Annotated in this window: 22 protein-coding genes; 10 read left to right on the top strand and 12 right to left on the bottom strand. The window is 65.5% G+C overall.

Annotated features, from left to right (window positions below; translation table 11 throughout):
* Nucleotides 1–210 precede the first annotated feature (210 nt).
* The gene (locus Q8R75_RS13505) at nucleotides 211–1,191 is read left to right on the top strand and encodes a hypothetical protein (RefSeq protein ID WP_305626122.1); all 981 of its coding nucleotides are present in this window, start codon (nucleotides 211–213) and stop codon (nucleotides 1,189–1,191) included.
* A 224-nt stretch (nucleotides 1,192–1,415) separates the two neighbouring features.
* Here the strand turns inward: Q8R75_RS13505 and Q8R75_RS13500 are convergent, their stop codons facing one another.
* Genes Q8R75_RS13500 through Q8R75_RS13475 form a run of 6 tightly spaced genes read right to left on the bottom strand, consistent with a single transcriptional unit; the run spans nucleotide 1,416 to nucleotide 7,329 of the window.
* Nucleotides 1,416–1,778 (bottom strand): Na+/H+ antiporter subunit G, encoded by a 363-nt coding sequence (locus tag Q8R75_RS13500; protein ID WP_305612085.1) that lies wholly within the window; start codon nucleotides 1,776–1,778, stop codon nucleotides 1,416–1,418.
* An 11-nt stretch (nucleotides 1,779–1,789) separates the two neighbouring features.
* Entirely contained in the window at nucleotides 1,790–2,059 is a 270-nt protein-coding gene (locus Q8R75_RS13495) for a K+/H+ antiporter subunit F (protein WP_257078582.1), read from the bottom strand.
* Nucleotides 2,056–2,562 carry a Na+/H+ antiporter subunit E gene (locus Q8R75_RS13490; protein ID WP_305612087.1) on the bottom strand — a complete coding sequence of 169 codons (507 nt, stop codon included), beginning with the start codon at nucleotides 2,560–2,562 and terminating at the stop codon, nucleotides 2,056–2,058. The genes Q8R75_RS13495 and Q8R75_RS13490 overlap by 4 nt, the downstream gene beginning before the upstream one ends.
* Nucleotides 2,562–4,178, bottom strand: a complete 1,617-nt coding sequence (locus tag Q8R75_RS13485; RefSeq protein ID WP_305612089.1) for a monovalent cation/H+ antiporter subunit D — start codon at nucleotides 4,176–4,178, stop codon at nucleotides 2,562–2,564. Before Q8R75_RS13485 ends, Q8R75_RS13490 begins: the two co-directional genes overlap by 1 nt.
* Nucleotides 4,175–4,516 (bottom strand): Na+/H+ antiporter subunit C, encoded by a 342-nt coding sequence (locus Q8R75_RS13480; RefSeq protein WP_069040260.1) that lies wholly within the window; start codon nucleotides 4,514–4,516, stop codon nucleotides 4,175–4,177. Before Q8R75_RS13480 ends, Q8R75_RS13485 begins: the two co-directional genes overlap by 4 nt.
* Nucleotides 4,513–7,329, bottom strand: coding sequence for a monovalent cation/H+ antiporter subunit A (locus tag Q8R75_RS13475; RefSeq protein WP_305612091.1), 2,817 nt, complete (start codon nucleotides 7,327–7,329; stop codon nucleotides 4,513–4,515). Before Q8R75_RS13475 ends, Q8R75_RS13480 begins: the two co-directional genes overlap by 4 nt.
* A 220-nt stretch (nucleotides 7,330–7,549) precedes the next feature.
* Here Q8R75_RS13475 and Q8R75_RS13470 point away from each other — a divergent pair, with 220 nt between their 5' ends.
* From Q8R75_RS13470 to Q8R75_RS13455, 4 genes are all read left to right on the top strand, one after another.
* Nucleotides 7,550–8,800: a site-specific integrase gene (locus Q8R75_RS13470; protein ID WP_305612094.1), complete on the top strand. Its 1,251-nt coding sequence runs from the start codon at nucleotides 7,550–7,552 to the stop codon at nucleotides 8,798–8,800.
* Between the two features lie 152 nt (nucleotides 8,801–8,952).
* Nucleotides 8,953–9,243: a hypothetical protein gene (locus tag Q8R75_RS13465; protein ID WP_305612096.1), complete on the top strand. Its 291-nt coding sequence runs from the start codon at nucleotides 8,953–8,955 to the stop codon at nucleotides 9,241–9,243.
* A gap of 121 nt (nucleotides 9,244–9,364) precedes the next feature.
* On the top strand, nucleotides 9,365–10,222 hold the full coding sequence (locus Q8R75_RS13460; RefSeq protein ID WP_305612097.1) for a DUF692 domain-containing protein: 858 nt from the start codon (nucleotides 9,365–9,367) through the stop codon (nucleotides 10,220–10,222).
* A complete protein-coding gene (locus Q8R75_RS13455) occupies nucleotides 10,219–10,986 on the top strand; it encodes a DNA-binding domain-containing protein (protein ID WP_305612099.1) in 768 nt (255 codons plus the stop codon). Before Q8R75_RS13460 ends, Q8R75_RS13455 begins: the two co-directional genes overlap by 4 nt.
* 53 nt (nucleotides 10,987–11,039) lie before the next feature.
* On the opposite strand, the gene gdhA is transcribed toward Q8R75_RS13455, so the two are convergent.
* Nucleotides 11,040–12,383 carry an NADP-specific glutamate dehydrogenase gene (gdhA, locus tag Q8R75_RS13450; protein WP_305612100.1) on the bottom strand — a complete coding sequence of 448 codons (1,344 nt, stop codon included), beginning with the start codon at nucleotides 12,381–12,383 and terminating at the stop codon, nucleotides 11,040–11,042.
* A gap of 280 nt (nucleotides 12,384–12,663) precedes the next feature.
* Here gdhA and Q8R75_RS13445 point away from each other — a divergent pair, with 280 nt between their 5' ends.
* Together Q8R75_RS13445 and Q8R75_RS13440 are read left to right on the top strand one after the other, a co-directional pair.
* Nucleotides 12,664–13,866 (top strand): ammonium transporter, encoded by a 1,203-nt coding sequence (locus tag Q8R75_RS13445; protein ID WP_305612102.1) that lies wholly within the window; start codon nucleotides 12,664–12,666, stop codon nucleotides 13,864–13,866.
* Between the two features lie 106 nt (nucleotides 13,867–13,972).
* Nucleotides 13,973–15,178 (top strand): phospholipase A, encoded by a 1,206-nt coding sequence (locus tag Q8R75_RS13440; protein WP_305612103.1) that lies wholly within the window; start codon nucleotides 13,973–13,975, stop codon nucleotides 15,176–15,178.
* A gap of 42 nt (nucleotides 15,179–15,220) precedes the next feature.
* Here the strand turns inward: Q8R75_RS13440 and Q8R75_RS13435 are convergent, their stop codons facing one another.
* The 3 genes from Q8R75_RS13435 to Q8R75_RS13425 are packed head-to-tail and all read right to left on the bottom strand — an operon-like array spanning nucleotide 15,221 to nucleotide 19,031.
* Complete coding sequence (locus tag Q8R75_RS13435; protein WP_305612105.1) at nucleotides 15,221–17,266, bottom strand: HAMP domain-containing sensor histidine kinase; 2,046 nt, start codon at nucleotides 17,264–17,266, stop codon at nucleotides 15,221–15,223.
* Nucleotides 17,267–17,280: 14 nt separating this feature from the next.
* Nucleotides 17,281–18,150, bottom strand: coding sequence for an NAD(P)-dependent oxidoreductase (locus tag Q8R75_RS13430; protein ID WP_305612106.1), 870 nt, complete (start codon nucleotides 18,148–18,150; stop codon nucleotides 17,281–17,283).
* A complete protein-coding gene (locus Q8R75_RS13425; RefSeq protein ID WP_305612108.1) occupies nucleotides 18,147–19,031 on the bottom strand; it encodes an NAD(P)-dependent oxidoreductase in 885 nt (294 codons plus the stop codon). The genes Q8R75_RS13430 and Q8R75_RS13425 overlap by 4 nt, the downstream gene beginning before the upstream one ends.
* A gap of 101 nt (nucleotides 19,032–19,132) precedes the next feature.
* On the opposite strand from Q8R75_RS13425, the gene ybiB reads away from it, so the two are divergent.
* Nucleotides 19,133–20,077 carry a DNA-binding protein YbiB gene (gene ybiB / locus Q8R75_RS13420; protein WP_305612110.1) on the top strand — a complete coding sequence of 315 codons (945 nt, stop codon included), beginning with the start codon at nucleotides 19,133–19,135 and terminating at the stop codon, nucleotides 20,075–20,077.
* Here the strand turns inward: ybiB and Q8R75_RS13415 are convergent.
* Both Q8R75_RS13415 and Q8R75_RS13410 read right to left on the bottom strand, forming a co-directional pair.
* On the bottom strand, nucleotides 20,064–21,551 hold the full coding sequence (locus tag Q8R75_RS13415) for a methyl-accepting chemotaxis protein (RefSeq protein ID WP_305612112.1): 1,488 nt from the start codon (nucleotides 21,549–21,551) through the stop codon (nucleotides 20,064–20,066). The genes ybiB and Q8R75_RS13415 overlap by 14 nt on opposite strands.
* 26 nt (nucleotides 21,552–21,577) lie before the next feature.
* Nucleotides 21,578–21,889: a hypothetical protein gene (locus Q8R75_RS13410; RefSeq protein WP_305612113.1), complete on the bottom strand. Its 312-nt coding sequence runs from the start codon at nucleotides 21,887–21,889 to the stop codon at nucleotides 21,578–21,580.
* A 564-nt stretch (nucleotides 21,890–22,453) separates the two neighbouring features.
* On the opposite strand from Q8R75_RS13410, the gene nirB reads away from it, so the two are divergent.
* Both nirB and nirD read left to right on the top strand, forming a co-directional pair.
* On the top strand, nucleotides 22,454–24,922 hold the full coding sequence (gene nirB / locus Q8R75_RS13405) for a nitrite reductase large subunit NirB (RefSeq protein ID WP_305612116.1): 2,469 nt from the start codon (nucleotides 22,454–22,456) through the stop codon (nucleotides 24,920–24,922).
* Nucleotides 24,923–25,050: 128 nt separating this feature from the next.
* Complete coding sequence (nirD, locus tag Q8R75_RS13400) at nucleotides 25,051–25,368, top strand: nitrite reductase small subunit NirD (protein WP_305612118.1); 318 nt, start codon at nucleotides 25,051–25,053, stop codon at nucleotides 25,366–25,368.
* The last annotated feature ends 169 nt before the right edge of the window (nucleotides 25,369–25,537 follow it).

Genomic DNA, 25,537 nt, shown 5'->3' with positions numbered 1-25,537 from the left:
CAGTCTTTCTTTACGGCATGAACTGCGCCGAATTGAATGACGCGCGTCCTTCGTACGCACTGCAGTGCAGCAGTCACTACCGCGGGCGGGTCGGCGCTGCGACAAGTAAGGAAACTGCGGGCATTCGGGTCGTTTCGGTACCGGATGCGCGGCGACCTTGATCATGTGATTGCGGCGGCCTGCCCGGAATGGCCGGGAGGGAGGGACCGCATGAAACGCGCTCGCAGGACTTGTCTCGAAGCACTCGCAGTGGCCGGACTTCCGGCATTGCTGCACGCGGCCACGCCTGCGCACACTGATTGGCGGTCGGAGGGCCTGTCCGGCTTCGGCATGCCCTATGACGCTTTCGACACGATGCCGGTGCGCGAGCTGCACGTCAGGGGTGGTGTCATACGGCTGGCCGCCGCGGCCGATCTGCCAGCAGCTCAGCGTGCGGTGATCGAGCGCTGGGTGACGCATAGCGCCCGCGCGATCGCCGATTTCTACGGATGCTTTCCGGTGCCGCAGACCCGGCTGCTGTTCATTTCTGCCGACGGCTCCCGGATCAATGGCACCACCTGGAGCTATCGCGGCCCAGCCATCCGCATGCCGATCGGCCGCTCGGTCACCCCGGCGGCGATGCTCGACAGCTGGGTATTGATGCACGAAATGGCGCATCTGGCACTGCCGTCGCTGGCTGACGATCAGGTGTGGCTGGAAGAGGGCACCGCCACCTATGTCGAATCGGTTGCGCGCGTGCGCATCGGTCAGTCGACGCCGGCGAGCCTATGGAGCGGCTTTGTGCGAGGCATGCCGCATGGGCTGCCACAGCCGGGTGACGAGGGGCTGAACCATACACACACGTGGGGCCGAACCTACTGGGGCGGTGCGCTGTTCTGTCTGCTGGCCGATATCGCCATCCGCGAGGCCACGGGCAACCATCACGGGCTGCAGCATGCACTGCGCGGCGTGCTTGCTGAAGGGGGTTCGATCGAGCATCGCTGGCCGGTCGAACAGTTGCTGTCGGTCGCCGATGCCGCCACCGGAACATCCGTATTGGCCACTCTGTATGCGCAGATGAAGGACACGCCGGCACCGGTCGATCTGACCGCGCTCTGGGCGACGCTCGGCGTGATTCCGCTCGGTGGCGAGGTCAGGCTGGATGACGCTGCGCCGCAGGCGGCAATCCGGCGTGCGATTACTGCAGGATGACGATTGCAGTCTGATCACTTCCGATCCGAATCCATTCAGTCCGGAGCCGATCGACCGGTCGCACCTGCCGCGCGGAACATGGAGCTACCGGCCAGCCAGTGAAAGAACCGAACTGGACAGCCCGAATTCACTGACGCGCCAACATCTTTATCACTTCTGAAAACAGTAATTTTCAGAACATAAGCCTCCGGGCAGCGAAGGTTGGTAAAGACCCATTCGCCCGCTCAGCCTTGCTTGCCCGGGGCTGCCGCTCCGTCGTTCATACCCGCCGGACGACCTGCCTTTGATTGCACCTTCAGATGCAGCGCAGCCTTCGCCATCAAATTGGCTGATACGGGCGCGGTAATGAACAGGAACAATGTGATGAGCAGTTCGGGCACCCCGAAGCGGCCGCTGGCCCAGCTGTAGACCATCGCGGCGATCAACACGCCACCAACGCCCAGCGTCGTGGCTTTGGTCGGTGCGTGCAGGCGCATGAAGAAATCGCCGAAGCGCGCCAGACCGATGCCGCCGACCAGCGTGAACAGCGCGCCGATGATGAGCATCAGCGATATCAGGGCGTCGACCAGTGGATGCAGTGTGTCCATATATAGATGCCTTACTCGATCACGTCGCCGCGCGTCAGATAACGCGCCAGCGCCACCGTCGACACGAAACCCAGCATGGCGACGATCAACGCCGCCTCGAACAGCAGTTCGGTCTGCTGGCGGATGCCCAGCAGCACGACCAATGCCACCACATTGATGTAGAGCGTATCGAGCGCCAGCAGGCGGTCAGTCACTTCAGGGCCGCGGAACAGGCGGAATGCGCACAGCAGCATGGCCAGTGCAACAGCGGCGACGGCAATGTCGAGGGCCAGCGGCATCATTCGAAAATCTCCCGCAGCGGTCGTTCGTAACGGTTCTTGATGTCCTGCGCCATCGCGGCCGGGTCACTGCAGTCGAGCGCATGCACCAGGATTTCATGGCGCGCCTCGTCGATCACGCACGACACCGTGCCCGGCGTGGTCGTGATGATGGTCGCCAGCAAGGCGATGCCGTTCGGGTGCCGGATGTCCAGCGGAACCGGCACCCACGCGGGGCGCGGTTCGCGCATCGGATTGAGCACGATCTTCGCGACCGTGATGTTGGACACCACGATGTCCCACAGCACGATGCCGGTGAAGCGCACAACGGTTGCCCAGGACGAAACCTTCACCTGCGGTCCGAGAAAACCCGCCAGTACGCGTGGCAGCAGCAGCGCGAGCACCGTGGCGGTGATCAGCTGCGGCACGGCGAACGACTGTTGCAGCAGCAGCCAGCTGGCAGCGATGATGGCCGACATGAAAGGGTGCGCCAGCCAGCGCTTGGGGTGGGATGTTTCGGTCGCCATCACGGCCCTCCTTCCGTACCCTGCCCGGCTGGCGCGCCTGCCGCCGGTCGCGGGAAAACATAGGGCCGCGTGGTGTCGACGCCCTCGCCGCCCAGCACACCGAGCGAGTAGGCGCGATGGTCGGTCAGCTGTGCGGCCGCGGCATCGGTGTAGCGCTTGAGCGGATCGGCCAGCACTGTCATCGCAACGCCGCCGACCAGCAGAGCGATCGTGGCGAGCACCAGCTTGCTGCTGGCGCCGGCGGCCGTGCCCGTGCCGGCCAGTTCGGGTCGTGTGCTCCAGAACAGCAGACTGCCGGCGCGCGCCAGCCCGACCAGTGTCAGGAAACCCACCGACAGCACGACGATCCAGATCCACACCTGCGCATCGTGACCGCTGGACGCCTGCAGCACCATCAGCTTGCCGATGAAGCCGGGCAGCGGCGGCAGCCCCGCGGCCGAAGCCGCAGCGAGCAGGAGCATCAGCCCGAGCAGGACCGGCTGCGCCACGGGCGCGCCGGCTTCGAGCCGGCTGTCGGCGTCGCCCCGTTGCGAAGCCACCAGTTCGACCAGCAGGAACAGCGCGGCGATGACCAGCGTGCTGTGCGCCATGTAATACAGCGCGGCGGACCAGGCTGCGGTGCTGAACAGGCCGAGCGACGCGAGTATCGTACCGACCGACGCGATCGTGAGGTAGGCGACCAGCCGCGGCAAGGTCTGCGCCGCCAGCGCGCCGAACACCGCAAGCGCGCTGGTGCCCAGCGCCAGCGGCAGCAGCCAGGGCTCGGCCACCAGTGCCGAGGCGCCGCCGTCTGCACCGAAAATCACGCCGTGCACGCGCACGATGCTGTACACGCCGACCTTGGTCATCAGGGCAAACAGTGCCGCCACCGGCGCGCTGGCCGCGGCATAGGTCGCCGGCAGCCACAGGTAGAGCGGCAACATGGCTGCCTTGACACCGAACACCACCAGCAGGATGAGCGCCGCCGCCTTCAGCACCAGCGCCTCGTCGCCGGTAACCAGCGGCACGCGCTGCGCCAGATCGGCCATGTTCAGCGTGCCGGTCACCGCATAGATCAGTGCCACGCCGATCAGGAACAGCGCCGACGCGGCAAGATTGATCGCCACGTACTGCACGCCGACGCGGAAGCGCTCCTTGCCCTGACCATGCACCAGCAGCACGTAGGACGCGATCAGCAGCACTTCGAAAAACACGAACAGGTTGAACAGGTCACCGGTGACGAAGGCGCCGCACAGACCCATCAGCTGGAACTGGATCAGCGCATGGAAGTGGCGGCCGTGACTGTCCCAACCGCCGCTCGCATACAGCAGCACCGGCAGCGCGACCGCCTGCGTGAGCACCAGCATCAGTGCCGACAGCCGGTCGACCACCAGCACGATGCCGAACGGTGCCGGCCAGTCGCCGACGCGATACACGCGCAACTCGCCGCCATTCGCGTCGAGCGCAAGCTTGAGCGCCAGCAGGAGGCCGAGCGTGACCGACGCCAGCGCAATGCGCCGCGTCAGTACCAGGCGTTCGCGGCTGTCGCCGATCAGCACCAGCAGCATTGCGGTGAAGGCAGGCAGCAGCACGGTGAGTACCGGCAGATGCGGCGAAAGCAGGCTGAGCATGCTCATGCGCCAGGCTCCTTGCCGTCGACCTGGTCGGTCCCCGACTCGTGATGGCTGCGCAGCGCCAGTTCGATGACGAAGCCGGTGGTGGCGAAACCGATGACGATGGCGGTCAGCACCAGTGCCTGCGGCAGCGGATCGGCCACCACCTCGCCGTTGCCGATGATGGGTTGCGCGCCGGTCCACAGCCGGCCCATCGCGAAGATGAACACATTCACCGCGTAGCCGATCAGCGTCAGGCCGAGCACGACCGGAAAGCTGCGGCCGCGCAGCATCAGGAACACCCCGCAGGCGGTGACCCACCCGATGCCGCTGGCGACCAGAAACTCCATGCTCACATTCATCCGTGATTCTCCTTGCTGGCGGCGCCCAGCACCGACAGCATCAGCAGCGTTGCACCGACCACGGTGATGTACACCCCGAGGTCGAAGACTGCTGCGCTGGCCAACGGCAGTTCGCCCAGCACCGCAACCGTCGGGTGTCCGTGTGCGCTGGTCAGGAAAGGTTTGCCGAAGACAAAGGCGCCGACACCAGTGAGCCCGGCGATCGCGAGGCCGCTGCCGATCCAGCGGCTGAAGCGCCGCCCGGCCGCACCATGCAGCGCCGATTCGGCACGCGCCTGACCGAGCGCCATGAATTGCAGCACCAGTGCCACGGCGGTGACCAGCCCGGCGATGAAACCGCCGCCCGGCAGGTTGTGCCCGCGCCAGAAAATGTAGGCCGATACGACCAGCGCCAGCGGCAGCACGATGCGCGCCGCCACCCGCAGCAACAGCGGCTGCTGTTCGAAGGTCCAGGCACGCCCCGCCGTATCGACTGTCGGCCGCTTCACGCGCAGTCCGTCGAGCAGGGCCAGCGCGCCCAGCGCAGCGATGCCGAGCACGGTGATTTCGCCGAAGGTGTCGTAGCCGCGGAAATCGACCAGGATCACATTCACCGCGTTGGTGCCGCCACCGCCGGGCAGGGTGTTGTCGAGGAAGAACCAGGAAATCGATGAATGGTCACGTGTCAGCATGAGCCAGGCCAGCGCCGCCACGCCGCCGCCGGCCGCCAGCGCCAGCGCGGCGTCGCGGCCATAGCGCAGCGACGTCGATTCGCGCGGCGTGGTCTGCGGCAGCAGCGCAAGCCCCATCAGCAGCAGCACCGTGGACACCACTTCGACCGACAGTTGGGTCAGCGCAAGATCGGGCGCCGACAGCGCGACGAAGGTCAGCGCTGTCACCATGCCGACGACGCCGGTCAGCACGACCGCCTGAAAGCGTGCGTGATGCGTCCAGACCAATGCCGCACCCGTAGCAAGCAGCAGCGCCCACACGACGATGGCCAGTGGCGGTGCGTCCAGCAGCGAACGGCTGCCGGCCTGGGGCAGGCTGTCCGCTGCACCGAAAGGGGCCGCCGCCAGCACCAGCACCAGCAGCACCATCAGTGCCAGCGATCGCTGGAGTGAGCCGTTTTCGAGGCGGCCGGTGAGCTTGCCGGCGAACGTGAACAGGCTGTCCATCAGGCAGGTGAAGCTGGCTTTGCCGGACCAGCGCTGCGGTGTGTAGGCGGGCAGGCCGAACGATTTCTGCAATGCGAAGTACAGCGCGAGACCGCCCGCCACCGCAATGGCGCTCATCAGCAGCGGCAGGTTGAAGCCGTGCCAGATCGCCAGGTGATATTCGGGCGGAGCGGTGCCGAGCAGCGCACTGGCCGCGACCTGCACCAGCGGGCCGTAGGTCACGGCCGGGAACACGCCGACGACGACGCACAGCACGGCCAGCAGCGCGACCGGCGCCAGCATGCCGATCGGCGGGTCGTGCGGATGCGCATCCGGCGGCAGATCCTTCGGCGCGCCGTTGAAGAAGGTCGCGTGCACCAGGCGCACTGAATACGCCATTGAAAAGATGCCGGCAAAAGTGGCGATGACCGGCACGGCCACACCCCACGGCAGCGTCGACTCGACCGCTTCATGGAAGAACATTTCCTTCGACAGGAAACCGTTGAACAGCGGAATGCCGGCCATCGCCGCGGCGGCCGTCATGGCGAACGTGGCCGTCCAGGGCATCAGCCGGTAAAGCCCGCCCAGACGACGCAGGTCGCGCGTGCCGGTTTCGTGGTCGATGATGCCGGCGCTCATGAACAGCGCTGCCTTGAAGGTCGCGTGATTCAGGATGTGGAACACCGCGGCCACCGCCGACAGCGGCGAACCCAGCCCGATCAGGAAGGTGATGAAGCCGAGATGGCTGACCGTCGAGTAGGCCAGCAGGCCCTTCATGTCGTGCTTGAAGATTGCCACCCAGGCGGCGAAGGCGACCGTGGCCAGACCGAAACTGGCCACCACTGCCTCGAAAAGGTCGGTACCGCCGAGCGCCGGATAGAGCCGCGCCAGCAGGAACACGCCGGCCTTCACCATGGTGGCCGAATGCAGATAGGCCGACACCGGCGTCGGTGCCGCCATCGCTTCCGGCAGCCAGAAGTGGAAAGGCACCTGCGCGCTCTTGGTGAAGCAGCCGACCAGAATCAGCCCGAGCAACAGCGGATACAGCGGGTCGGCCTTGATGATGTCGCCGCGCGTCAGCAGCTCGCTCAGTTCGTAGGTGCCGGCGACCTGACCGAGCAACACGAAGCCGGCCAGCATGACCAGACCGCCACCTCCGGTGACCGCCAGCGCCATGCGAGCACCGGCCCTCGCCTCTTCCTTGTGGCCCCAGTAGCCGACCAGCAGGAAGGACGACACGCTGGTCAGTTCCCAGAACACCACCAGCAGCATGATGTTGTCCGACATGACCACACCCAGCATGGCGGCCATGAACAGCATCAGCAGCGTGTAGAACTTGCCGGCCGGGTCCGATGCCGCCAGATAGAAATGCGCGTAGATGACGATCAGCAGGCCGATGCCGGTGATCAGCAGCGCAAACAACAGCGCGAGGCCGTCGAGCCGCCAGCCGATGGACAGGCCGAGCGACGGCACCCAGTCGGTGTGGGCGATCAGCGTCTGACCGGCCAGTATCTGCGGCGCAAGCGACAACAGCAGCGCGAGCGCGGCAACCGTCACGCTCCCCGCCGCCAGAGCGGTCAGCGTGCGGCGGGCGGACGAGTTGTCACGGCCAAGGCCGAAACACAGCAACGTGCCTGCCAGAAGAGGCAGCAGCACTATGGTGGCAAGTGGATTCATGGGTAAAGCGGGGTCGGGCTGTGCATCGGACCGGCCGAAGGATAACCTGTTTGCGCCGCATGTCTCGACGGTCGGAGCACGACAGGCTTGCGTTTTTATCGGTCCCGATGATCGCGTTGTTTGCTGACGCGAACCTGACCCGGGCAATCGCCGGATGGTTCCACAAGCCGGTTACCATCCACCTGCCCTGCCCCTGCAACACTGCCCGCCGAACGCTGCCATGAATACCGAAAGCGCCCTGCCCGTAACGCCGGAAAGCCCGGTTCCGATCCGTCCGCTGGACGAAATCACGGTGCCGGCCGCGCTCGACGGTCACGCCGGCGTGAACCGCGCCGACGCTGCGCGGCTGCAGATCAGTGCCTCGAACGACGTCGACGCCATCCGCTGCTTTCTGACCGAGTACGAACAGTCGCCCGGCACGCACCGCATCTACCAGCGCGAGTGCGAGCGGCTGCTGCTGTGGTCGCTGATCGAATGCGGCAAGCCCTTGTCCAGCCTGAACCGGCAGGACTTCGAAGGCTATCTGCACTTTCTGGCCGATCCGCAGCCGGCCAAGCTGTGGTGCGCACCCAAAGTGCCGCGCGTGAAGCCCGCATGGCGGCCCTTCGTCGGCCCGCTGTCGGATTCGGCAGTGCTCACGTCGATTGCGGCGATCAACTCGCTGATGGCCTACCTGGTGGACGCCGGCTACCTCTCGGGCAACCCGCTCGGTCTGATCCGGCAGCGCCGGCGCAAGCTGAACATGGCGGCGACCGGGCCGGCCCAGGTCATCGCGCAGACCGAGGAAATGCAGAAGATCGAGCGTTTTCTCGACGCCGAAATGTGGCACGCCGTCACCCGTGCCATTGAAGCCCTGCCGCGCGAAACAGACGGCGAACGCGACGAGTACGAACGCGCGCGCTTCGTCGCCGCCCTGCTCTACATGCTGGCGCCGCGTGCCGGCGAACTGGAATCGCATCGCATGAACAGCTTTCGCGAAGAGCGCGGCCGCTGGTGGTGGCATGTCGTGGGCAAGGGCGGCAAGCAGGCCAGGGTGCCGGTGGCCGATGACATGGTGCATGCGCTGGTGCGCTACCGGAAACATCTGGGCTTGAGCGCCATGCCGAAACGCACCGACCTCACGCCGCTGCTGGTGTCGATCAAGGACCGCAGCCCGATCACCGCGCGCCGGCTCAACCAGATCCTGAAAAAACTGTTCAACGCCGCCGCCGACCTGTTGCCCGAGGCATCGGAACACAAGCGCGAAAAGCTGCGCGCCGCCTCGGCCCACTGGGGACGCCACACCGGCATTACGGCCAAGCTCGACAGCGGCATGAACGAACGCTTCGTGCAGAAGGACGCCCGTCATACCGACGCACGCACGACGCAGCGCTACATCCACGAAGAAGAGGAGCGCTGGCATGACGAGGCGCAGAAGCAGCAGCTGCCCTGGGCGACACCGTCCGATGACGAAGTACTGAAAAAGCCCTGACGCGAGGGCAGCGAAAAAAATCTCCGGGTGAAGTAAGCATGGCGATGGCGTCCGGGTCTAGTGGCGGGAGAGCGCATTGCGCGGGCCGACGGCCGGCGGATGCCGTTCTTGCTCAGCCCTACAGGCACACCCCCATTACCCAGGAGAACATGATGTCCACAATGAATTTCGGTGCTTCGATTGCCGCTGCCGCCGCTGCGCTCGCCCTGTCCGGTTCGGTATTTGCCGCGGATGCCCCGGCAGGTTCGAAGGGCATGGCCATCGGTGCCAGCGACAAGGTGCATTGCTACGGCCTGCACGCCTGCAAGGGCAACAGCGACTGCGCCACTGCAGAGCACAGCTGCAAGGGTCAGAACGCCTGCAAGGGCCACGGTTTCAAGGGCATTCCGGCCAAGGATTGCCTGACGCAGGGCGGCACCATCGGCGATCTGGTCGCCAAGTAAGAACGCTCCCGTTGTCGCTTCGCGCCGTTCGCGAACGGATTCCGCGCCTGCAAGGGCATGGGGCCCGGTCGCGAACGGCTCTTCCTTGCATGCCATGTCGCCGGTTGTCAGGACCGCTCCCATGAACAATTTGACCCGTGAATCACCCGGATTCGGACTGGGATTGCGCCCTGCCCACTACGCCGCGTTGCTCGAACAGCGGGCGCCGCTCGACTGGCTGGAAATCGTTTCCGAAAACTTCATGGTCGACGGCGGCAAGCCGATGGCCATGCTGGACCGGCTGCGCGCCGACTACCCGATGGCCATGCACGGCGTCGCGCTGTCGATCGGCTCCGACGAACCGGTTGATCGCCACTACCTCGCCCGACTGAAGGGGCTGGCGGACCGCATCGATCCGCTGTGGATTTCCGATCACCTATGCTGGACCGGCTTCAACGGCCGCAATTCGCATGACCTGCTGCCGCTGCCGTACACCGAAGAATCCGCCCGCCTGCTGGTGCGCAAGATCGGTCAGGTCCAGCACGAACTGGGGCGCCGGCTGGTGCTCGAAAATGTGTCGAGCTATCTGTGCTACGGCATGTCGGACTCGACCGAGTGGGATTTCATCCGCAGGGTGGCCGACGAGGCGGATTGCCTGCTGCTGCTCGACGTGAACAATATCCATGTCAGCAGCGTCAATCACGGCTTCGACGCGCTCGACTTCCTGCAAGCGATGCCAGCCAACCGCATCCAGCAGATCCATCTGGCCGGTCATTCGACGCATGACGACCACCTGGTCGACACGCACGACCATCCGGTGTGCGAAGAAGTGTGGGCGCTGTATGAAATTGCCTGCGGCATGTTCGGCAACGTGGCGACGATGATCGAACGCGACGACCACATTCCGGAACTGCCCGAACTACTGCACGAACTCGACCGTGCCCGCCGCATCGCGATCCGTGCCGAACGCGGCGCACCGTTCGAAAAGGCCGTCGCATGAGCGCGCTCGCCAGCCAGCAGACGCAATTCATCGATTACCTGCACGACAGGCCGAACGACTTCCTGAACACCCTGGCCGACGCCGGCGGTCTGGCGAAGGCCGATCGCGCACAGATCTATTTCAATGCCTACCGCGTCCGCCTGCTCGACACGCTCAAGGACAGCTTCGACAAGACCTGGGCGTGGCTGGGCGACGAGCGTTTCGAAGCGACCGCGCTTGCCTGGATCGCCGACCACCCGCCAAGCCAGTTCAGCCTGCGGCCCTTCGGCGACAGCTTCGCCGACTGGCTGGGCGCGGCGTGGCCGGACGACCCGGAGGTGTCGGAACTGGCCCGGCTCGACTGGGCCCTGCGTCAGGCCTTCGACGGTGCCGACGCCGAACCGGTCACCGGCGAAATTCTCGGCAGTTTCGACGGCGACGACTGGGCGCAGGTCGTGTTCCGCCTGCACCCGACGGCGCAATGGTTGTTTGTCACGCGCAACACGCTGGACCTGTGGCATGCGATGGACCGCAGCGAAGCCCCGCCGCCGGTCGAAGTGCTGGCGCAGCCGGGCCGCCTGCTCGTGTGGCGCAAGGGCTTCCAGCCACACTTCCGGTCGGTCGGCGACGACGAAGCCGCCATGCTGGAGGCGATGGCATCCGGCACCCCGTTCGCCGCTGCGTGCGCATCGGTCACCGCCGAAGATGCCCGGACCCTGATCGGCGGCTGGCTGGCGCGCTGGCTCGATGACGAGTTGCTCGTCGTCGCAGCGAACAAGCCCTGACCACACGCACAGGCTCGCCCGCACCGCGTACAGGCGCTCCTGCGCGATGTCCGTCAGATCACGCCCTGCGCCAGCATGGCGTCCGCCACCTTGACGAAGCCAGCGATGTTGGCGCCGTCGACATAGCTCAGGCGGCCATCCGGTCGCTTGCCGTACTGCAGGCAGGCGGCGTGGATGCCCTGCATGATGTGCAGCAGGCGGGCGTCGACTTCGTCGCGCGTCCACGACATCCGGATCGCGTTCTGGCTCATTTCCAGACCCGAAGTCGCGACGCCGCCGGCGTTCGACGCCTTGCCCGGCGCATACAGCACGCCGGCCGCTTCGAATGCCCGCACCGCTTCCAGGGTCGATGGCATGTTCGCACCTTCGGCCACGCACTTCACGCCATTGGCGATCAGCGTGCGGGCGTCGCGCTCGTCGAGTTCATTCTGCGTCGCGCATGGCAAGGCCAACCCGACCGGCACCTGCCAGGGGCGCACACCGGCTTCGAAGCGCGCGCCGACCTGCTTCGCGTAATCGCTGATGCGACCGTAGGCGCGATTCTTCAGGTCCATCAGGATGGCCAGCTTTTCCGGCGTGAAGCCGTCTTCATCGATCACCGTACCGGCTGAATCCGACGCCGTCACGACGCGCGCGCCAAAGGCCATTGCCTTTTCGATTGCGTACTGCGCGACATTGCCCGAACCGGATACCGCAACGCGCATGCCGTCCATCGACTGTCCGGCATGGCAGAGCATTTCCTCGGCGAAATACACCGTGCCATAGCCGGTCGCCTCCGGCCGGATCAACGAACCGCCGAAACTGAGGCCCTTGCCGGTGAACACGCAGTCGGCGCGGTTGCTGAGCTTTTTCATCATGCCTGCCATGAAGCCGACTTCCCGGCCACCGACGCCGATGTCGCCCGCGGGCACGTCGGTGTCGGACCCGATGTGACGGAACAGTTCCGACACGAAGGCCTGGCAGAAGCGCATCACCTCCCCCGGGCTGCGGCCTTTCGGATCGAAGTCCGAACCGCCCTTGCCGCCGCCCATCGGCAGCGTGGTCAGTGCATTCTTGAAGGTCTGCTCGAAAGCCAGAAACTTGAGGATCGACAGGTTCACCGATGGATGAAAGCGGATGCCGCCCTTGTACGGGCCGATGGCCGAACTGTGCTGGATGCGGTAACCGCGATTGACCTGAACGTCACCTTTGTCGTCAACCCAGGACACGCGGAACATCAACACCCGCTCGGGTTCGACCAGCCGGTCGAGCAGCGCGTGTTCGGCAAGATGCGGGTGCGTTTCGATATGCGGCCACAGGCTTTCCATGACCTCGGTCACCGCCTGCAGATATTCCGGCTGCCCCGGATTACGGGTGTCGACGTGGGCGATGAATGCTCCGAAATTGCTGTGTTTCACTCGTTTCTCCAGGAAGAGTCAGGACATTCAATGCACCAAGGGCGCGCATTCTGAGGGAAATTACGTTGATTCGCACTTTTCTGGTGCGATACCGCGTGATGTGGGCAGCGACAGGCAACCCAAAACGGGAAATTCTCCCGCACTGCAGCAGTGCATATGATGGCGTGCCCTCGATGAAACAGCGTTTCCGCACACGAACGGTGCAATCCCTCCGTCATGAATGCCTTTAGCTGGTGCGCTCTTTGCTTTTCGCACCGCCACGGTGAATCGTGGAGGAATCATGGAAAGTTTCAAGACATCGACCGATGTGCTGTTCGTACTGCTCGGCGCCATCATGGTGCTCGCGATGCACGCCGGATTTGCCTTTCTCGAAGTCGGCACGGTCAGGCGCAAGAATCAGGTCAATGCACTGGTCAAGATTCTGGTCGATTTCTGCGTATCGACCTTGCTGTACTTTTTCGTTGGCTACGGCATCGCCTACGGTGTCAGCTTCTTCGGCAGCGCGACCGCATTGACCCAGTCGAGCGGTTACGACCTGGTGAAATTTTTCTTCCTGCTGACCTTCGCGGCGGCCATTCCGGCCATCGTATCCGGCGGCATCGCCGAGCGGGCGCGCTTCTGGCCGCAGGTGGCTGCCACGGCGCTGATCGTCGGCCTGCTCTACCCGTTCTTCGAAGGCATGGTCTGGAACGGCAACCATGGATTCCAGTCGTGGATGGAGGCGCAATTCGGCCATCCGTTCCATGATTTTGCAGGGTCCATCGTGGTGCACGCCGTCGGAGGCTGGATCGCGCTCGCCGCGGTGCTGCTGCTCGGCGCCCGACGCGGACGCTACTCGCGCGACGGCGGCATTTCGGCGCATCCGCCGTCGAGCATTCCCTTCCTCGCACTGGGCGCCTGGATACTGACCGTGGGCTGGTTCGGCTTCAACGTCATGAGCGCCCAGAAGCTCGAAGGCGTGAACGGCCTGGTGGCGGTCAATTCGCTGATGGCCATGGTCGGCGGCACACTGGCTGCGCTGGTCGCCGGCCGCAATGACCCGGGCTTCACGCACAACGGACCATTGGCCGGACTGGTCGCCGTGTGTGCCGGATCGGACCTGATGCATCCGCTCGGTGCGCTGGCAACCGGCGCGGTCGCCGGCGGGCTGTTCGTGTGGATGTTCACGCTGACCCAGAACCGCTGGAAGATCGACGACGTGCTCGGTGTGTGGCCGCTGCACGGCCTGTGCGGCACCTGGGGCGGCATCGCAGCCGGCATCTTCGGCATGGAGGCACTGGGCGGTCTGGGCAACGTGAGCTTCCTGTCGCAACTGGCGGGCAGCGTCGCCGGCGTGCTGATCGCACTGGGCGGCGGCTTCATCATCTACGGTCTGCTGAAGGCTGTCGTCGGCATCCGGCTCGATCCGGAACAGGAGCACGAGGGCGCCGACCTCGCCATTCACCGGATCAGCGCGTCACCCGAACGGGAAACGTCATGGTGAAGCGACGGTCCCTGTAGGCGGGCGGTGACGGTCGGAGTGCGGGGCCGGCGACAGCGGGAGGCGCCGGGAGGGCGCACAATCGCGCGGTCTTCCACGGAGCTTTCCCATGCACAGCACTTCCCGCCCTCCTTTTTTACTCTCCCGACCGACCATCGGTCTGCTGGCCGGACTGCTTGCGGCACTGACCACCCTGCCCGCCCAGGCGGATCTGCTGCTTGCCACGCGCCAGACGCAGATCGAGCCGGGCCTGCCGCTGACACTGACCGTCATTTCTACAGCAGGGGAAGCCTTGCCTGACGATCTGAAGGCACGCGTCATCGTCGGCGTGCGGGCCGCCGACGTCGCGTTGCGCGCGAGTGCGCCGGCCGAGGCCGGCCGGCGCGAATATGCGGCGGTATTCCCGACCGATCTCGAAGGTACCGGTCGCATCGAACTGACCAGCGCGGCGTCCAGCGTGCTGCTGGTGCAACTGAAGCCGGCGCCGCTGGCAACCGGCGCCGTGGGCGTCACGACACCGGCCGCCGTCAAGGCCGCGAACGGAGACGTCGCCGCTGATGAGCCGACCGGCGTCGTGAATCTTGGCCGCACCCGGCTCGGCCTGTCCACGCACGAACCGGTGTATTTCGTCGCCGGCTCGCGCGGCGACACCACGGCGCGCTTCCAGCTGTCATTCAAATTCCGGCTGTTCGACCCGGACGGCTGGGCGACCGTAATTCCGGTCGGCGAGGTGCTGACCGGCCTGCATTTCGGCTACACGCAAACGTCGATCTGGGACTGGAGCACCGATTCCAAGCCGTTCCGCGACAGCGTCTACAAGCCCAGCTTTTTCTACGAATTCGGTCCGTACCGGCAGATCGGTTCGCGCCACACCTTCACCGCGCAGGCCGGTTACGAGCACCAGTCCAACGGTCGCGACGCCGACGAATCCCGCTCGATCGACACCTTGTTCGTGAAGCCGTCGTGGCGCTGGGACGTTGATCACAACACCCATGTCGGTGCCTCGCTGAAGGTGTTCGACTACACCGACCGCGACCCGACCAACCGCGACATTTCGCGCTACCGCGGCTATGCACTGCTCGGCGTCGAGGTGGGCAACGATGACGGCTGGCTGCTCAAGGCCGAAAGCTATCCGGGCAGCCAGGGTTCGCTGCAGATCGATCTGTCGTACCGGCTCAGGCGCCTGCTGATCGCAGATGCAGGCGCCGGCGGCTTCCTGCACTTCCAGTATTTCAATGGTTATGGCGAAAGCCTGGTCGACTACAACCGCAGCGGACCGGCCCAGTTCCGGGTCGGTTTTTCGATCGTGAGGTAAGGGGCCCGCCGCGGAGGATGCGCTGGAGCCATCCGGCGCGCCTCACCTGAGCGGCACGCCATCGCTGCCGCGGAACACCGGCTCGGCCAACAGATGCACGGTGAAACAGCTGCCCTCGCCCGGTGTGCTGCTCACCGTGATGCTGCCGCCGTAGCGCTCGACCAGGCCGAGTGACACGGACAGGCCAAGTCCGGTGCCTTCGGCGCGCTTGGTCGTGAAAAACGGATCAAACACGCGGCCAAGATTTTCCGCAGCGATGCCGTGACCGGTGTCGCGTACCAGAATATCGACACCATGCCCCGCGCCGGCCGGTTCGCCGCGCTCGCGGCTGACCAGTGTCAGCGTACCGCCACCGGGCATGGCGTGCAGCGCATTGACCATCAGGTTGACCAGCACCTGCTGCAGTTCGTCGCGGTTGATGCGCACGCGCGTCTTCGCCTGCAGATCGAACACGATCTCGACCGCAGGTGCCGGCACCTGGTGCAGCACCAGCGGCACTGTATCGCGCAGCAGCGCAGACACGTCCACGTCGTCGATGTAGCCGGCGAATTCACCCGGCCGCGCGTACTGCAGCAGCTTCGTGACGATCAGCCGGATGCGGTTGATCTGTTCGTCGAGCAGACGGATTTCGGTCGCAACGCCACTGGCGGCGTCGCCCAGCAGTTCGCGCATCAGGTCCAGATTGCCCTGCATGACGGCGATCGGGTTGTTGATCTCGTGTGCCACGCCGGCGGTCAACTGGCCGATCGCTGCCAGCTTCTCCGAGCGGACCAGCTGGCGCTGGGTTTGCCGCAGTTCGGCCGTGCGCTCGACGACCTTGTGGTCAAGTTCGGCGTTGAGCTGTTTCAGTTCCGCCTCGCGCGCCGCCACGGTGTCGAGCAGGGTGTCGAGATGGGCCGCGAGACGGGCCACTTCCTCGCCGCCCGATACGGTACCGGTGCGCGCCGCGGCGTCGCCCTGCTCGACCGCGCTGATCGTTGCGTCCATGCGCTCGATCGGCCGGAAGATGCTGCGCGCTCCGCGCAGCGACAGCACGACCCCGGTCGCCATGATGAGCGCGAACAGCGCGATCAATGCCGCCAGGATGTTCTGCTTCACGTCGCGGAACGGTGCTTCGAGAAAACCGACGTACAGCATGCCGACGCGCCTCCCCTCGCCGTCGACCACCGGCTCGTAGCCGGATACATACCAGTCGTTCACGACGAAAGCGCGGTCCAGCCAGCGCTCGCCATTGTCGAGCACGCGATGCCGCACCGCCGCCGACACGCGCGTGCCGAGCGCGCGGTCACCGCCGAACATGCGCACATTGGTGGCGATGCGCACGTCGTCGAGAAACAGCGTGGCGGTGCCGCGCGAACCGAGCGGCAGCGCGCCGTCGTTGTAGACCAGATCATTGATCGTATCGACGAAGTCGAGATTGCGGTTCAGCAGCTGACCGCCTTCGAGCACCGCGATCTGCCGCCCCTGGGCATCGACCACCGGACTGGCGACATGGATCATCATGCCGCGCTCTTCCTCAGTGCGCGGGTCCGGACGAGCATTTTCGGTCGGCACGATGGCCAGACGGGCCCGCTCGCGCAGCGGCGGACCGATCTGCTCAAGCTCCGGCGCGCTGAAGATGGACAGCGCCACCTGCGCTTCACCGGCCAGCGCCGCAGCAACCACCGGCCAGTGGCTCCGCGGCGTGTCGCCGGGGTGCGTACGATGCGGACCGTATTCGTCGGTGGAACTGGCGATGACGCGGCCGGCATCGTCGATCAGGTGCAGGTAGTCGAAGCGGCGCGACGTCGCCTGCTGCGCCAGCATGGCGCCCAGCGTCGCATCGTCGCCCAGGGCGCTGCGCAGGCGGCCCGATCCGGCCAGCCCGGCCACCGCCAGCTTCTGCGCTTCGAGCACCCGGTCGAGGTACTGACGGGCAATCGTCAGTTCGGCGTTCACCTTGTATACCAGCAAGCGGTCGTAAGCCGAATTGCCCCAGTACACCACCAGCCCGATCAGCAGCGGCAGCATCAGCAACGGTGGCGCCAGCACCAGCAGCAGCAGGCGCGCCCGGACGGAACCCCCACGCAAGGCTGAAATCAGTCGCATCGGGCGCGCCGCCCTCAGGTCTGTGATGCTTCGAGTACGGTCAGCAGCGCCGAGGTGTCGCGGCTCGCGCCGCCCTGCCCCATCAGCGCATTGAGCTGCTGCCATACGGCGGCCGACAGCGGCAGCGCCAGGCCGAGCGACGCCGCCTCGCCCATTACGATACCCATGTCCTTGTGGTGCAGGCGTGCCTGAACGCCGGCCGAAAAATCGCGCGCGGCCATCCTGCCGCCGAACAGGTCGAGTGCCCTGGATCCCGCCGAGCCGTGCATCACCGCCTCGCGTACCGTGCCGAAATCGACACCGTTCGCGCTGGCCAGCCGCGCCGCCTCGGCCGCCGCTTCGATGAAGGCACACAGCAGAAGCTGGTTGCACGCCTTGGCGACCTGGCCGGCGCCATTCGGCCCGACATGCACCAGCGTACGGCCGACCGACGACAGCAGCGGCCGCATGCGCTCGAACACCGCCGCATCGCCGCCCGCCATGATGGACAGGCTGGCGTCGATTGCGCCCCGTTCGCCGCCGGACACGGGGGCATCGAGCATGTCGATGCCGCGTCGGGCCAGCGCAGCGGCGATGTCGCGCGCGGTGGAGGGCGGAATCGTGCTGTGGTCGATGAACACGCAGCCGGGCGACGCGCCTTCGATCACGCCGTCGGCGCCGAGCGCGACCTGACGCACGTCCGGTCCCGCCGTCACCATGCACAGCACGGCATCCGCCCCGCGCGCGCAGTCCGCAGGTGAGGCGGCAGCACGGGCGCCGAGCGCGACCAGCGGCGCCATCGACTCGGCGCGACGCGCCCAAACGGCGACGTCATGGCCGGCGCGCAGCAGATTGGCGGCCATCGCGCGCCCCATCGCGCCCAGGCCGATGAAGCCGGCCTTCATCCTTCGATGCCGCCGAGACCTTCCAGCACCTTGAGTACGGCGATGGAATCTTCCTCGCCCAGGCCCTGGCCGACCATGGCATTGAGCATCTGCGCCGCAGCCGCAGCGGCCGGCAGCGCCAGCCCCATCTGGTGCGCCTCGTTCATCACGATGCGCAGATCCTTCTGGTGCATCCACGACTTGAAGCCCGGCTTGAAATTGCGGTCCAGCATGCGCTGGCCGTGATTCTCCAGGATGCGGCTGTAGGCAAAGCCGCCGAGCAGCGCCTCGCGTACGCGTGCCGCGTCGACGCCGCTCTTTTCGGCGAAGGCAAAGGCTTCGGCCAGCGCCAGCACGCCGACACCGGTGAGAATCTGGTTGCACGCCTTGGCCACCTGTCCGGCACCGCTGTCGCCAACCCGGGTCACGTTCTTGCCCATCAGCTGGAACAGGGGCAGCACACGGTCGAAGGCGTCCTGCGGTCCGCCGGCCATGATGGTCAGCGCCGCGTTGATGGCGCCCACTTCACCACCCGATACCGGTGCGTCGATCATCGCCACGCCCTTGGCCGCCAGCCGTGCCGCGATCGAGCGCGCGGCGTCGGGCGCGATGGTGCTCATGTCGACGAAGATCATATCCGTACGCCCGGCCGCACCTTCGGCCACACCCTGCGGGCCGAGCGCGACCGCTTCGACGTCGGGCGCGTCGGCGACCATCGAAAATACGATGTCGGCCTCGCGCGCCACTTCGGCGATCGACGTGTGCAGCGTCGCAGCGCTGTCGCGGAACGGCGCCAGCGACTCCGGACGTCGTGCCCACAGATGCAGGCTGTGGCCGCCCGCAGCAAGGTGGCCGGCCATCGGCCGCCCCATCAGTCCCAGTCCGATGAAACCAATCTTCATGCTGTTCTCCTCGATTCGTTGTGCGCGACTGTACCGGCGCTGCAGGGACTGACGACTATAACGCAGCCGACCGCAGCGCCCGCGCGGGCATAATCCGGCCCATGGACTACACGAAACAGATCAAGGAAATCGGCCGCGGCGCAAAGGGCGCGCGCGCGCTGTCGCACCAAGACGCACAGGCGCTGTTCGGCGACATGCTCGACGGTCGCGTGCCCCCGCTGCAGCTTGGCGCCATCGTGCTCGCGATGCGCATCAAGAGCGAATCAGTGGACGAGTTGCTGGGTTTCAAAGCCGCGCTCGACGCGCGCCTGACGCGCATCGACGCCCCGCCCGGCCCGCGTACCGTGGTGCTGCCGACCTACAACGGCGCGCGCCGCCGTCCCAACCTGATGCCGCTGCTGGCCATGATGCTGGCGCGCGAAGGGGTGCCGGTGCTGATCCACGGCCACTTCGACTTCGACAGCCGGGCCGATCCGTTTGCGCTGCTGGCCGCGCTCGACCTGCCGCTGGCCGACAGCGCCGCACACGCAGGCGAGTTGCTCGCGCACGGGCGCATCGCCTGCATCCAGGTCGCAAAACTCAGTCCGGGGCTGGACGCGCTGCTGTCGCTGCGGCCGCAGCTGGGCGTGCGCAATTCGGCGCATTCGATGACCAAGATGATCGATCCGCTGCCTGGACGCAGCGTGCGCGTCGTGCCGGTGACGCATCCGGAGTATCTGGACAAGATGACGCAGTTCCTGCGTCTGGATGGCGGCCATTCGATGCTGCTGCGCGGAACCGAAGGCGAGGCCTATGCCAATCCGGCGCGCCGGCCGCCGATGACCGGCTTCTTCGATGGCGAGGTACGGGTGCTTTGCGATGCGCAGGACGCAGGCGTCGCGCCGACCCAGCCCGAAGACGGCATAGAGGCCGAGGCCAATGCACGTCAGGTGTCCGATCTTTTGCATGGACGACTGCCGTTGCCGGAGTCGCTGCGCGCCCAGTTCGAGGCCTGCCTGACGCTGGCAACGGCGCCCCGGGGACGCGAGGTGCTCAACGCACCCTGAACTGACTGCCCGCGGCGACCAGCGCCTGCGCCATGGTGTTCAGCTGTGCCGCGGTGGCGCGGTCTTCCGCTGCGGTGGATGCCGTGCTGTCCGCCAGAGCGGCAACCTGTTCGACCCCTGCCGCGATATCCGCAGCCGCCTGAGTCTGCTCCTTCATCGATTCGGAAATGCCGATCACGATGGACATCATTTCACTGATGTCGGTCGAGACAGATGCAATCGACACGCCGACTTCCCCCACCCGGTCGACACCGCGTTTCGCGGTGCTCACCGTGTTGGCCACGCTGGACAGCGCACAGTCCTTGCTCGCCTGCATGCTGACGACCGTGCGCGCGATATCTTCTGTTGCCAGACGTGTGCGTTCCGCGAGCTTTCGCACTTCGTCTGCCACCACTGCAAACCCTCGGCCCTGTTCGCCAGCCCGAGCCGCCTCGATGGCGGCATTGAGCGCGAGCAGATTGGTCTGATCAGCAATGTCCTTGATCAGTGCAACGATGGCTTTCACGCTCTCGAACTGTGAACCGATCTGCTGCATGCTGGTTTCGACCTCGAGAATCGCCGTGCCTGTCTGACGTATTTCGCCGGCGAGTTCGTCCATCACGGCCACGCCACGATCGGCCGATTGCCCGCTGCGCTGAACGCGGTCGCTCGCGTCCTCGGCATTCTGCGCAATCTGCTGGATCGATGCCGTCAGTTCCTGCACCGCCGATGCCATGCGCTGTGTCGCCTCGCTTTGCTGGCCGGTCGCTGCGGTTACGTTTTCTGCATTCACCAGCAACGCGTCGGCGACTTTCTGCGCACTGGCCGACTCGGTCACGAGCAGACTGACGGTCTGGGCCAGACGGTTGCGCATGCTTTCCATTCTGGCCAGCAGCGGCATGCCGGCGTCGGGCACGATGGCCGACGCCAGATCGCCCGACCCGATGCGTTCGGCGGCCTCGCCTACACGGGCCGCCTGTATGGCTTCCCGGCGCAGGCCGACCGACATGTAGACGAGCAGGCCCGCCTCGACGACGACGAAGGCGGCGTGCACCAGAACCGTGTTGAAACTGGCGCCGTCGCTGAAGACGGATACGCCCAGACCGGCAGCCTGCATGAAGTTGAAGGCAAGATGATGCACCGCGATCAGCGCGGCTGCCATCACGACGGGCCTCCAGTCGCGGTAATAAAGCAGAAAGGCGAGGAGCACGAAGATGCTGAAATGCGCTTCCGCCATGCCGCCCGTGATCTGGATCAACAGCGCCGCCAGCACCATGAACGAACTGGCGCACGCCAGTCTCGATACAAGCGACCCCGGCAACAACTTGTAAAGCGCGAACGGGATCAGACTGGCCGGTATGCCCACCAGCAGCGAGGTGAACAGATGACCGGTTGTGGCGCCGACCGCGACGCACACGAGCGCGCCGAGCCCGGCCGAGGCAAGCATGACCTTGTCGGCGCTGACGTTGAATGAATGGAGTATCTGATCGTTCATTTGTGGCTCCGGTGAGATGCGGAAACTCAGCTTCGCGTTACGCAAACGCCGGCAGGGTTCTGCTGCATGTGCGTCAGCAGGAGGCCGCCGGCCGAAAGCAGCCAGCCAGCCAGCAGGCACCAGGCGAGCACATGTCGGCGCGTGCTGCAGCGGTGATGAGGGCTGATGCTTGTCTGGCCGTTCATGTTGAACTTAACGGCATCGGGCATTTTTCCTTGACGCACCTGCACCAAGAATTTACGCACCGAAATCGTGCATAAATGCATGTCAGCCTCGCGCGGAGCAGTACCTGCGAAAAGCCGAGAACCAATTACCTTTTTAAAATCGGAGACTTGCAAGTCGGCTCTGCACCCCCGCAGCACCTGCCCCAACTGGCAACGTTCTTGCTTCACGATTGGAGACGAGTCGGACCGCGTGACGCGGTCGACACGCAACGGGTCTGCATCGAACCCGCACATTCAAGAAGGCTTCGGCACGGCTCAACGGTCGGCAGCCTTTCTGAACAGCCCGCGCACACACGATGCAACGCCGCATCGTGCCCGGGCTGGTGCGGGTTGATCGAGACAGGCCAGAACTCGAAACAGCGGCTTTGCCCGCACCCGTAACGCACCGTATCCGGGCCGGATCGGTGTCTATCGATCGTGCGATGGGACGCCCAGCGCCCCCATCGCAATCTCGCAGTAACCGGTTCGGACGCCCAATGACGGGTTTTCACCGGCAGAAAAATCGCTGACCGGCGTGATCCGGCCCTGAAAAACGAAATGCCCGACGGTGCCAGCAATGTTGCAGGCGCGGGTCTTCGCACGTCCTTGCGGTCGGGAAATGTCGGCCAGAGACGTGCGGCGCCGCGTCGGGATCGCAGACCGCACGATTTGCGGTCGGTTTTCTGCAGGAATCGAACAATGCAAAAGAAACGTCTTGTGATGGTGGGCAACGGGATGGCGGGCTGTCGCACGCTGGAAGAGCTGATCAAGATTGCGCCGGGGATGTACGACATCACGGTGTTCGGCGCGGAACCACATCCCAACTACAACCGCATCTTGCTGTCACCGGTGCTGGCCGGTGAAATGACGGTGCAGGACATCATCCTGAACGACTGGGATTGGTACCGTGACAACGGCATCACGCTGCACGCGGGCAAGAAGGTCGTGAAGATCGACCGCATCGCACGCAAGGTGGTGGCGGAAGACGGCACCGAGGCCGAATACGACCGCCTGCTCCTTGCGACCGGCTCCAATCCCTTCATCCTGCCGGTGTCGGGCAAGGACTTGCCGGGCGTGATCGCCTATCGCGACATCGCCGACACCGATGCGATGATCGAGGCGGCGGCGAGCCACCGGCACGCGGTCGTGATCGGCGCTGGCCTGCTCGGTCTTGAAGCGGCCAACGGCCTGGCGCTGCGCGGCATGCACGTGACTGTGGTGCATCTGGGCGCGTGGATCATGGAGCGCCAGCTCGACCGGCCGTCGGCCGACATGCTGCAGGCCTCGCTGGAAAAAAAGGGGCTGGCCTTCCTGCTGGAGAAACAGACCGAGTCGCTGATTGCCGGACCGGACGGCCGCGTATCAGCCGTGCGCTTCAAGAGCGGCGAAACGATTCCGGCCGATCTGGTCGTGATGGCGGCGGGAATCCGCCCGAACACCACGCTGGCCGAATCGGCCGGCATTCACTGCAACCGCGGCATCGTCGCCAACGACACGATGCAGACCTATGACCCGAAGATCTATGCGGTCGGCGAATGCGTCAGCCATCGCGGCATCGCCTACGGTCTGGTTGCACCGCTGTTCGAACAGGCCAAGGTGTGTGCCAATCACCTCGCTCAATACGGTATCGGCACCTACAAGGGTTCGGTCACCTCGACCAAGCTGAAGGTGACCGGCATCGACGTGTTTTCGGCCGGCAACTTCACCGGCGGCCCGGGTTGCGACGACATCGTGCTGCACGACCCGTCGGGTGGCGTCTACAAGCGGCTCGTGCTGGAAGGCGAACGTCTGGTCGGCGCCTGCCTGTACGGCGACACGGCGGATGGCGCCTGGTACTTCCAGCTGATCAAGGACGGCCAGGACATCCACGCGGTGCGTGACCACCTGATGTTCGGCCAGAACCATCTGGGCGACGTCGGCCACAAGGGCCAGACCCAGGCCGCGTCGATGCCGGACACGGCCGAAGTGTGCGGCTGCAACGGCGTGTGCAAGGGCACCATCGTCAAGGCGATCAAGGAAAAGGGCCTGTTCTCGCTGGACGACGTACGCAAGCACACCAAGGCGTCAAGTTCCTGCGGCTCATGCACCGGCCTGGTCGAACAGATCCTCGCCTCGTGCATCGGCGGCGCCTACACGCCCGCCAGTTCCACCTCGAAGCCGATGTGCGGCTGCACCGACATGAACCACGGCGACGTGCGCGCCGCGATCCGCGACCGCCATTACATCGAAATCCCGACCGTGATGCGCGAACTGCAGTGGAAAACGCCCAACGGCTGCGCCAGCTGTCGGCCGGCGCTCAACTACTACGTGCAGTCGAGCTGGCCGCACGAAGCGAAGGACGATCCGCAGAGCCGCTACATCAACGAACGGGCGCACGCCAACATCCAGAAGGACGGTACCTATTCGGTGGTGCCGCGCATGTGGGGCGGACTCACCACGCCGAATGAGTTGCGCGCCATCGCCGACGCGGCCGAGAAGTATCAGGTGCCGACCGTCAAGGTGACCGGCGGCCAGCGCATCGACCTGCTGGGCGTGAAGAAGGACGACCTGCCCGCCATGTGGGCCGACCTCGCACAGGCCGGCATGGTGTCGGGCCACGCCTACGGCAAGAGCCTGCGCACCGTGAAGACCTGCGTCGGCGCCGAGCACTGCCGCTTCGGCACCCAGCTGTCGATGGGTCTGGGCGTCAAGCTCGAAAAGATGCTGTTCGGCATGTACAGCCCGCACAAGGTGAAGCTGGCCGTGTCCGGCTGCCCGCGCAACTGCGCCGAAGCCGGCATCAAGGACGTGGGCGTCATCGGTGTGGAATCCGGCTATGAAATCTATGTCGCCGGCAACGGCGGCATCAAGACCGAAGTCGCGCAGTTCTTCTGCAAGGTGGCCAGCGACGACGAGGTGATGGAGTACTCCGGCGCCTTCCTGCAGCTGTATCGCGAAGAAGGCTGGTACCTCGAACGCACGGTGCACTACATCGACCGCGTCGGCCTCGATTACGTGAAGGGCAAGGTGGTCGACGACGCGGAGAGCCGCAAGGCACTGTACGAGCGGCTGCTGTTCGCATTGCAGGACTACAAGGACCCGTGGCTGGAACGCGCGCAGGCCGATGCGAACTCCGAACTGGGCCGCGAATTCCGCAGCATCGCCATCAAGCAGGCGATGACGGCTTGATTAAGGGATGAGGGGCCAGAGGCTGGGGGCTGGCAACAGCACCACCTCTCGCGCGGCAAAGCCGCGCCTGTTCCCTAGCCCCTCACCCCTAGCCCCCAGCCCCTCCAGATACACATACAGGAACCCTCATGAGCATCGAAACCTCCACCTGGGCGCCGGTCTGCGCGCTCGAAGACATACCTCACCTGGGCTCGCGCGTCGTGCGCAGCGACACCGGTGACATCGCCATCTTCCGCAATGACAGCGCGGTGTTCGCAGTGCACGACAAGTGTCCGCACAAGGGCGGCCCGCTCTCGCAGGGCATCGTGCATGGCAACACCGTCACCTGCCCGCTGCACAGCTGGAAGATACAGCTTGACTCGGGCGACGCCGTCGCACCGGACGTCGGCTGCACACGCAGCTTCGAAGTGAAGATCGAGAAAGGACAGGTACTGCTGAAAGCCTGACCCACAGCGTACGCCCCGTTGTTCGGGGTGAGCGCGGCCCCGTAGGTTGGGGTGAGCGCGGTCCCGTAGGTTGGGGTGAGCGCGGTCCCGTAGGTTGGGGTGAGCGCAGCGATGCCCAACAAGAGCTCGATACACGTCGCACTCGGTGGCATCAGTTTGTTGGGCATCG

The organism is Methyloversatilis sp. (assembly GCF_030696805.1).
In the GTDB taxonomy this organism is placed as follows: Bacteria; Pseudomonadota; Gammaproteobacteria; order Burkholderiales; family Rhodocyclaceae; genus Methyloversatilis.
Note: the sequence above shows the minus strand (reverse complement) of the source record. Positions and strands in the feature narration are given on the sequence as shown.

Excerpts from the sequence above, each read along its gene's own strand:
- Q8R75_RS13435 (WP_305612105.1), bottom strand. The coding sequence starts at position 17,266 with ATGCGACTGATTTCAGCCTTGCGTGGGGGTTCCGTCCGGGCGCGCCTG.
- ybiB (WP_305612110.1), top strand. The coding sequence starts at position 19,133 with ATGGACTACACGAAACAGATCAAGGAAATCGGCCGCGGCGCAAAGGGC.
- nirB (WP_305612116.1), top strand. The coding sequence starts at position 22,454 with ATGCAAAAGAAACGTCTTGTGATGGTGGGCAACGGGATGGCGGGCTGT.
- Q8R75_RS13455 (WP_305612099.1), top strand. The coding sequence starts at position 10,219 with ATGAGCGCGCTCGCCAGCCAGCAGACGCAATTCATCGATTACCTGCAC.
- Q8R75_RS13480 (WP_069040260.1), bottom strand. The coding sequence starts at position 4,516 with ATGAATGTGAGCATGGAGTTTCTGGTCGCCAGCGGCATCGGGTGGGTC.
- Q8R75_RS13485 (WP_305612089.1), bottom strand. The coding sequence starts at position 4,178 with ATGAGCATGCTCAGCCTGCTTTCGCCGCATCTGCCGGTACTCACCGTG.
- Q8R75_RS13460 (WP_305612097.1), top strand. The coding sequence starts at position 9,365 with ATGAACAATTTGACCCGTGAATCACCCGGATTCGGACTGGGATTGCGC.
- Q8R75_RS13425 (WP_305612108.1), bottom strand. The coding sequence starts at position 19,031 with ATGAAGATTGGTTTCATCGGACTGGGACTGATGGGGCGGCCGATGGCC.
- Q8R75_RS13475 (WP_305612091.1), bottom strand. The coding sequence starts at position 7,329 with ATGAATCCACTTGCCACCATAGTGCTGCTGCCTCTTCTGGCAGGCACG.
- Q8R75_RS13430 (WP_305612106.1), bottom strand. The coding sequence starts at position 18,150 with ATGAAGGCCGGCTTCATCGGCCTGGGCGCGATGGGGCGCGCGATGGCC.
- Q8R75_RS13495 (WP_257078582.1), bottom strand. The coding sequence starts at position 2,059 with ATGATGCCGCTGGCCCTCGACATTGCCGTCGCCGCTGTTGCACTGGCC.
- Q8R75_RS13505 (WP_305626122.1), top strand. The coding sequence starts at position 211 with ATGAAACGCGCTCGCAGGACTTGTCTCGAAGCACTCGCAGTGGCCGGA.
- Q8R75_RS13490 (WP_305612087.1), bottom strand. The coding sequence starts at position 2,562 with ATGGCGACCGAAACATCCCACCCCAAGCGCTGGCTGGCGCACCCTTTC.
- Q8R75_RS13465 (WP_305612096.1), top strand. The coding sequence starts at position 8,953 with ATGTCCACAATGAATTTCGGTGCTTCGATTGCCGCTGCCGCCGCTGCG.
- nirD (WP_305612118.1), top strand. The coding sequence starts at position 25,051 with ATGAGCATCGAAACCTCCACCTGGGCGCCGGTCTGCGCGCTCGAAGAC.
- Q8R75_RS13445 (WP_305612102.1), top strand. The coding sequence starts at position 12,664 with ATGGAAAGTTTCAAGACATCGACCGATGTGCTGTTCGTACTGCTCGGC.
- Q8R75_RS13500 (WP_305612085.1), bottom strand. The coding sequence starts at position 1,778 with ATGGACACACTGCATCCACTGGTCGACGCCCTGATATCGCTGATGCTC.
- Q8R75_RS13415 (WP_305612112.1), bottom strand. The coding sequence starts at position 21,551 with ATGAACGATCAGATACTCCATTCATTCAACGTCAGCGCCGACAAGGTC.
- Q8R75_RS13440 (WP_305612103.1), top strand. The coding sequence starts at position 13,973 with ATGCACAGCACTTCCCGCCCTCCTTTTTTACTCTCCCGACCGACCATC.
- Q8R75_RS13470 (WP_305612094.1), top strand. The coding sequence starts at position 7,550 with ATGAATACCGAAAGCGCCCTGCCCGTAACGCCGGAAAGCCCGGTTCCG.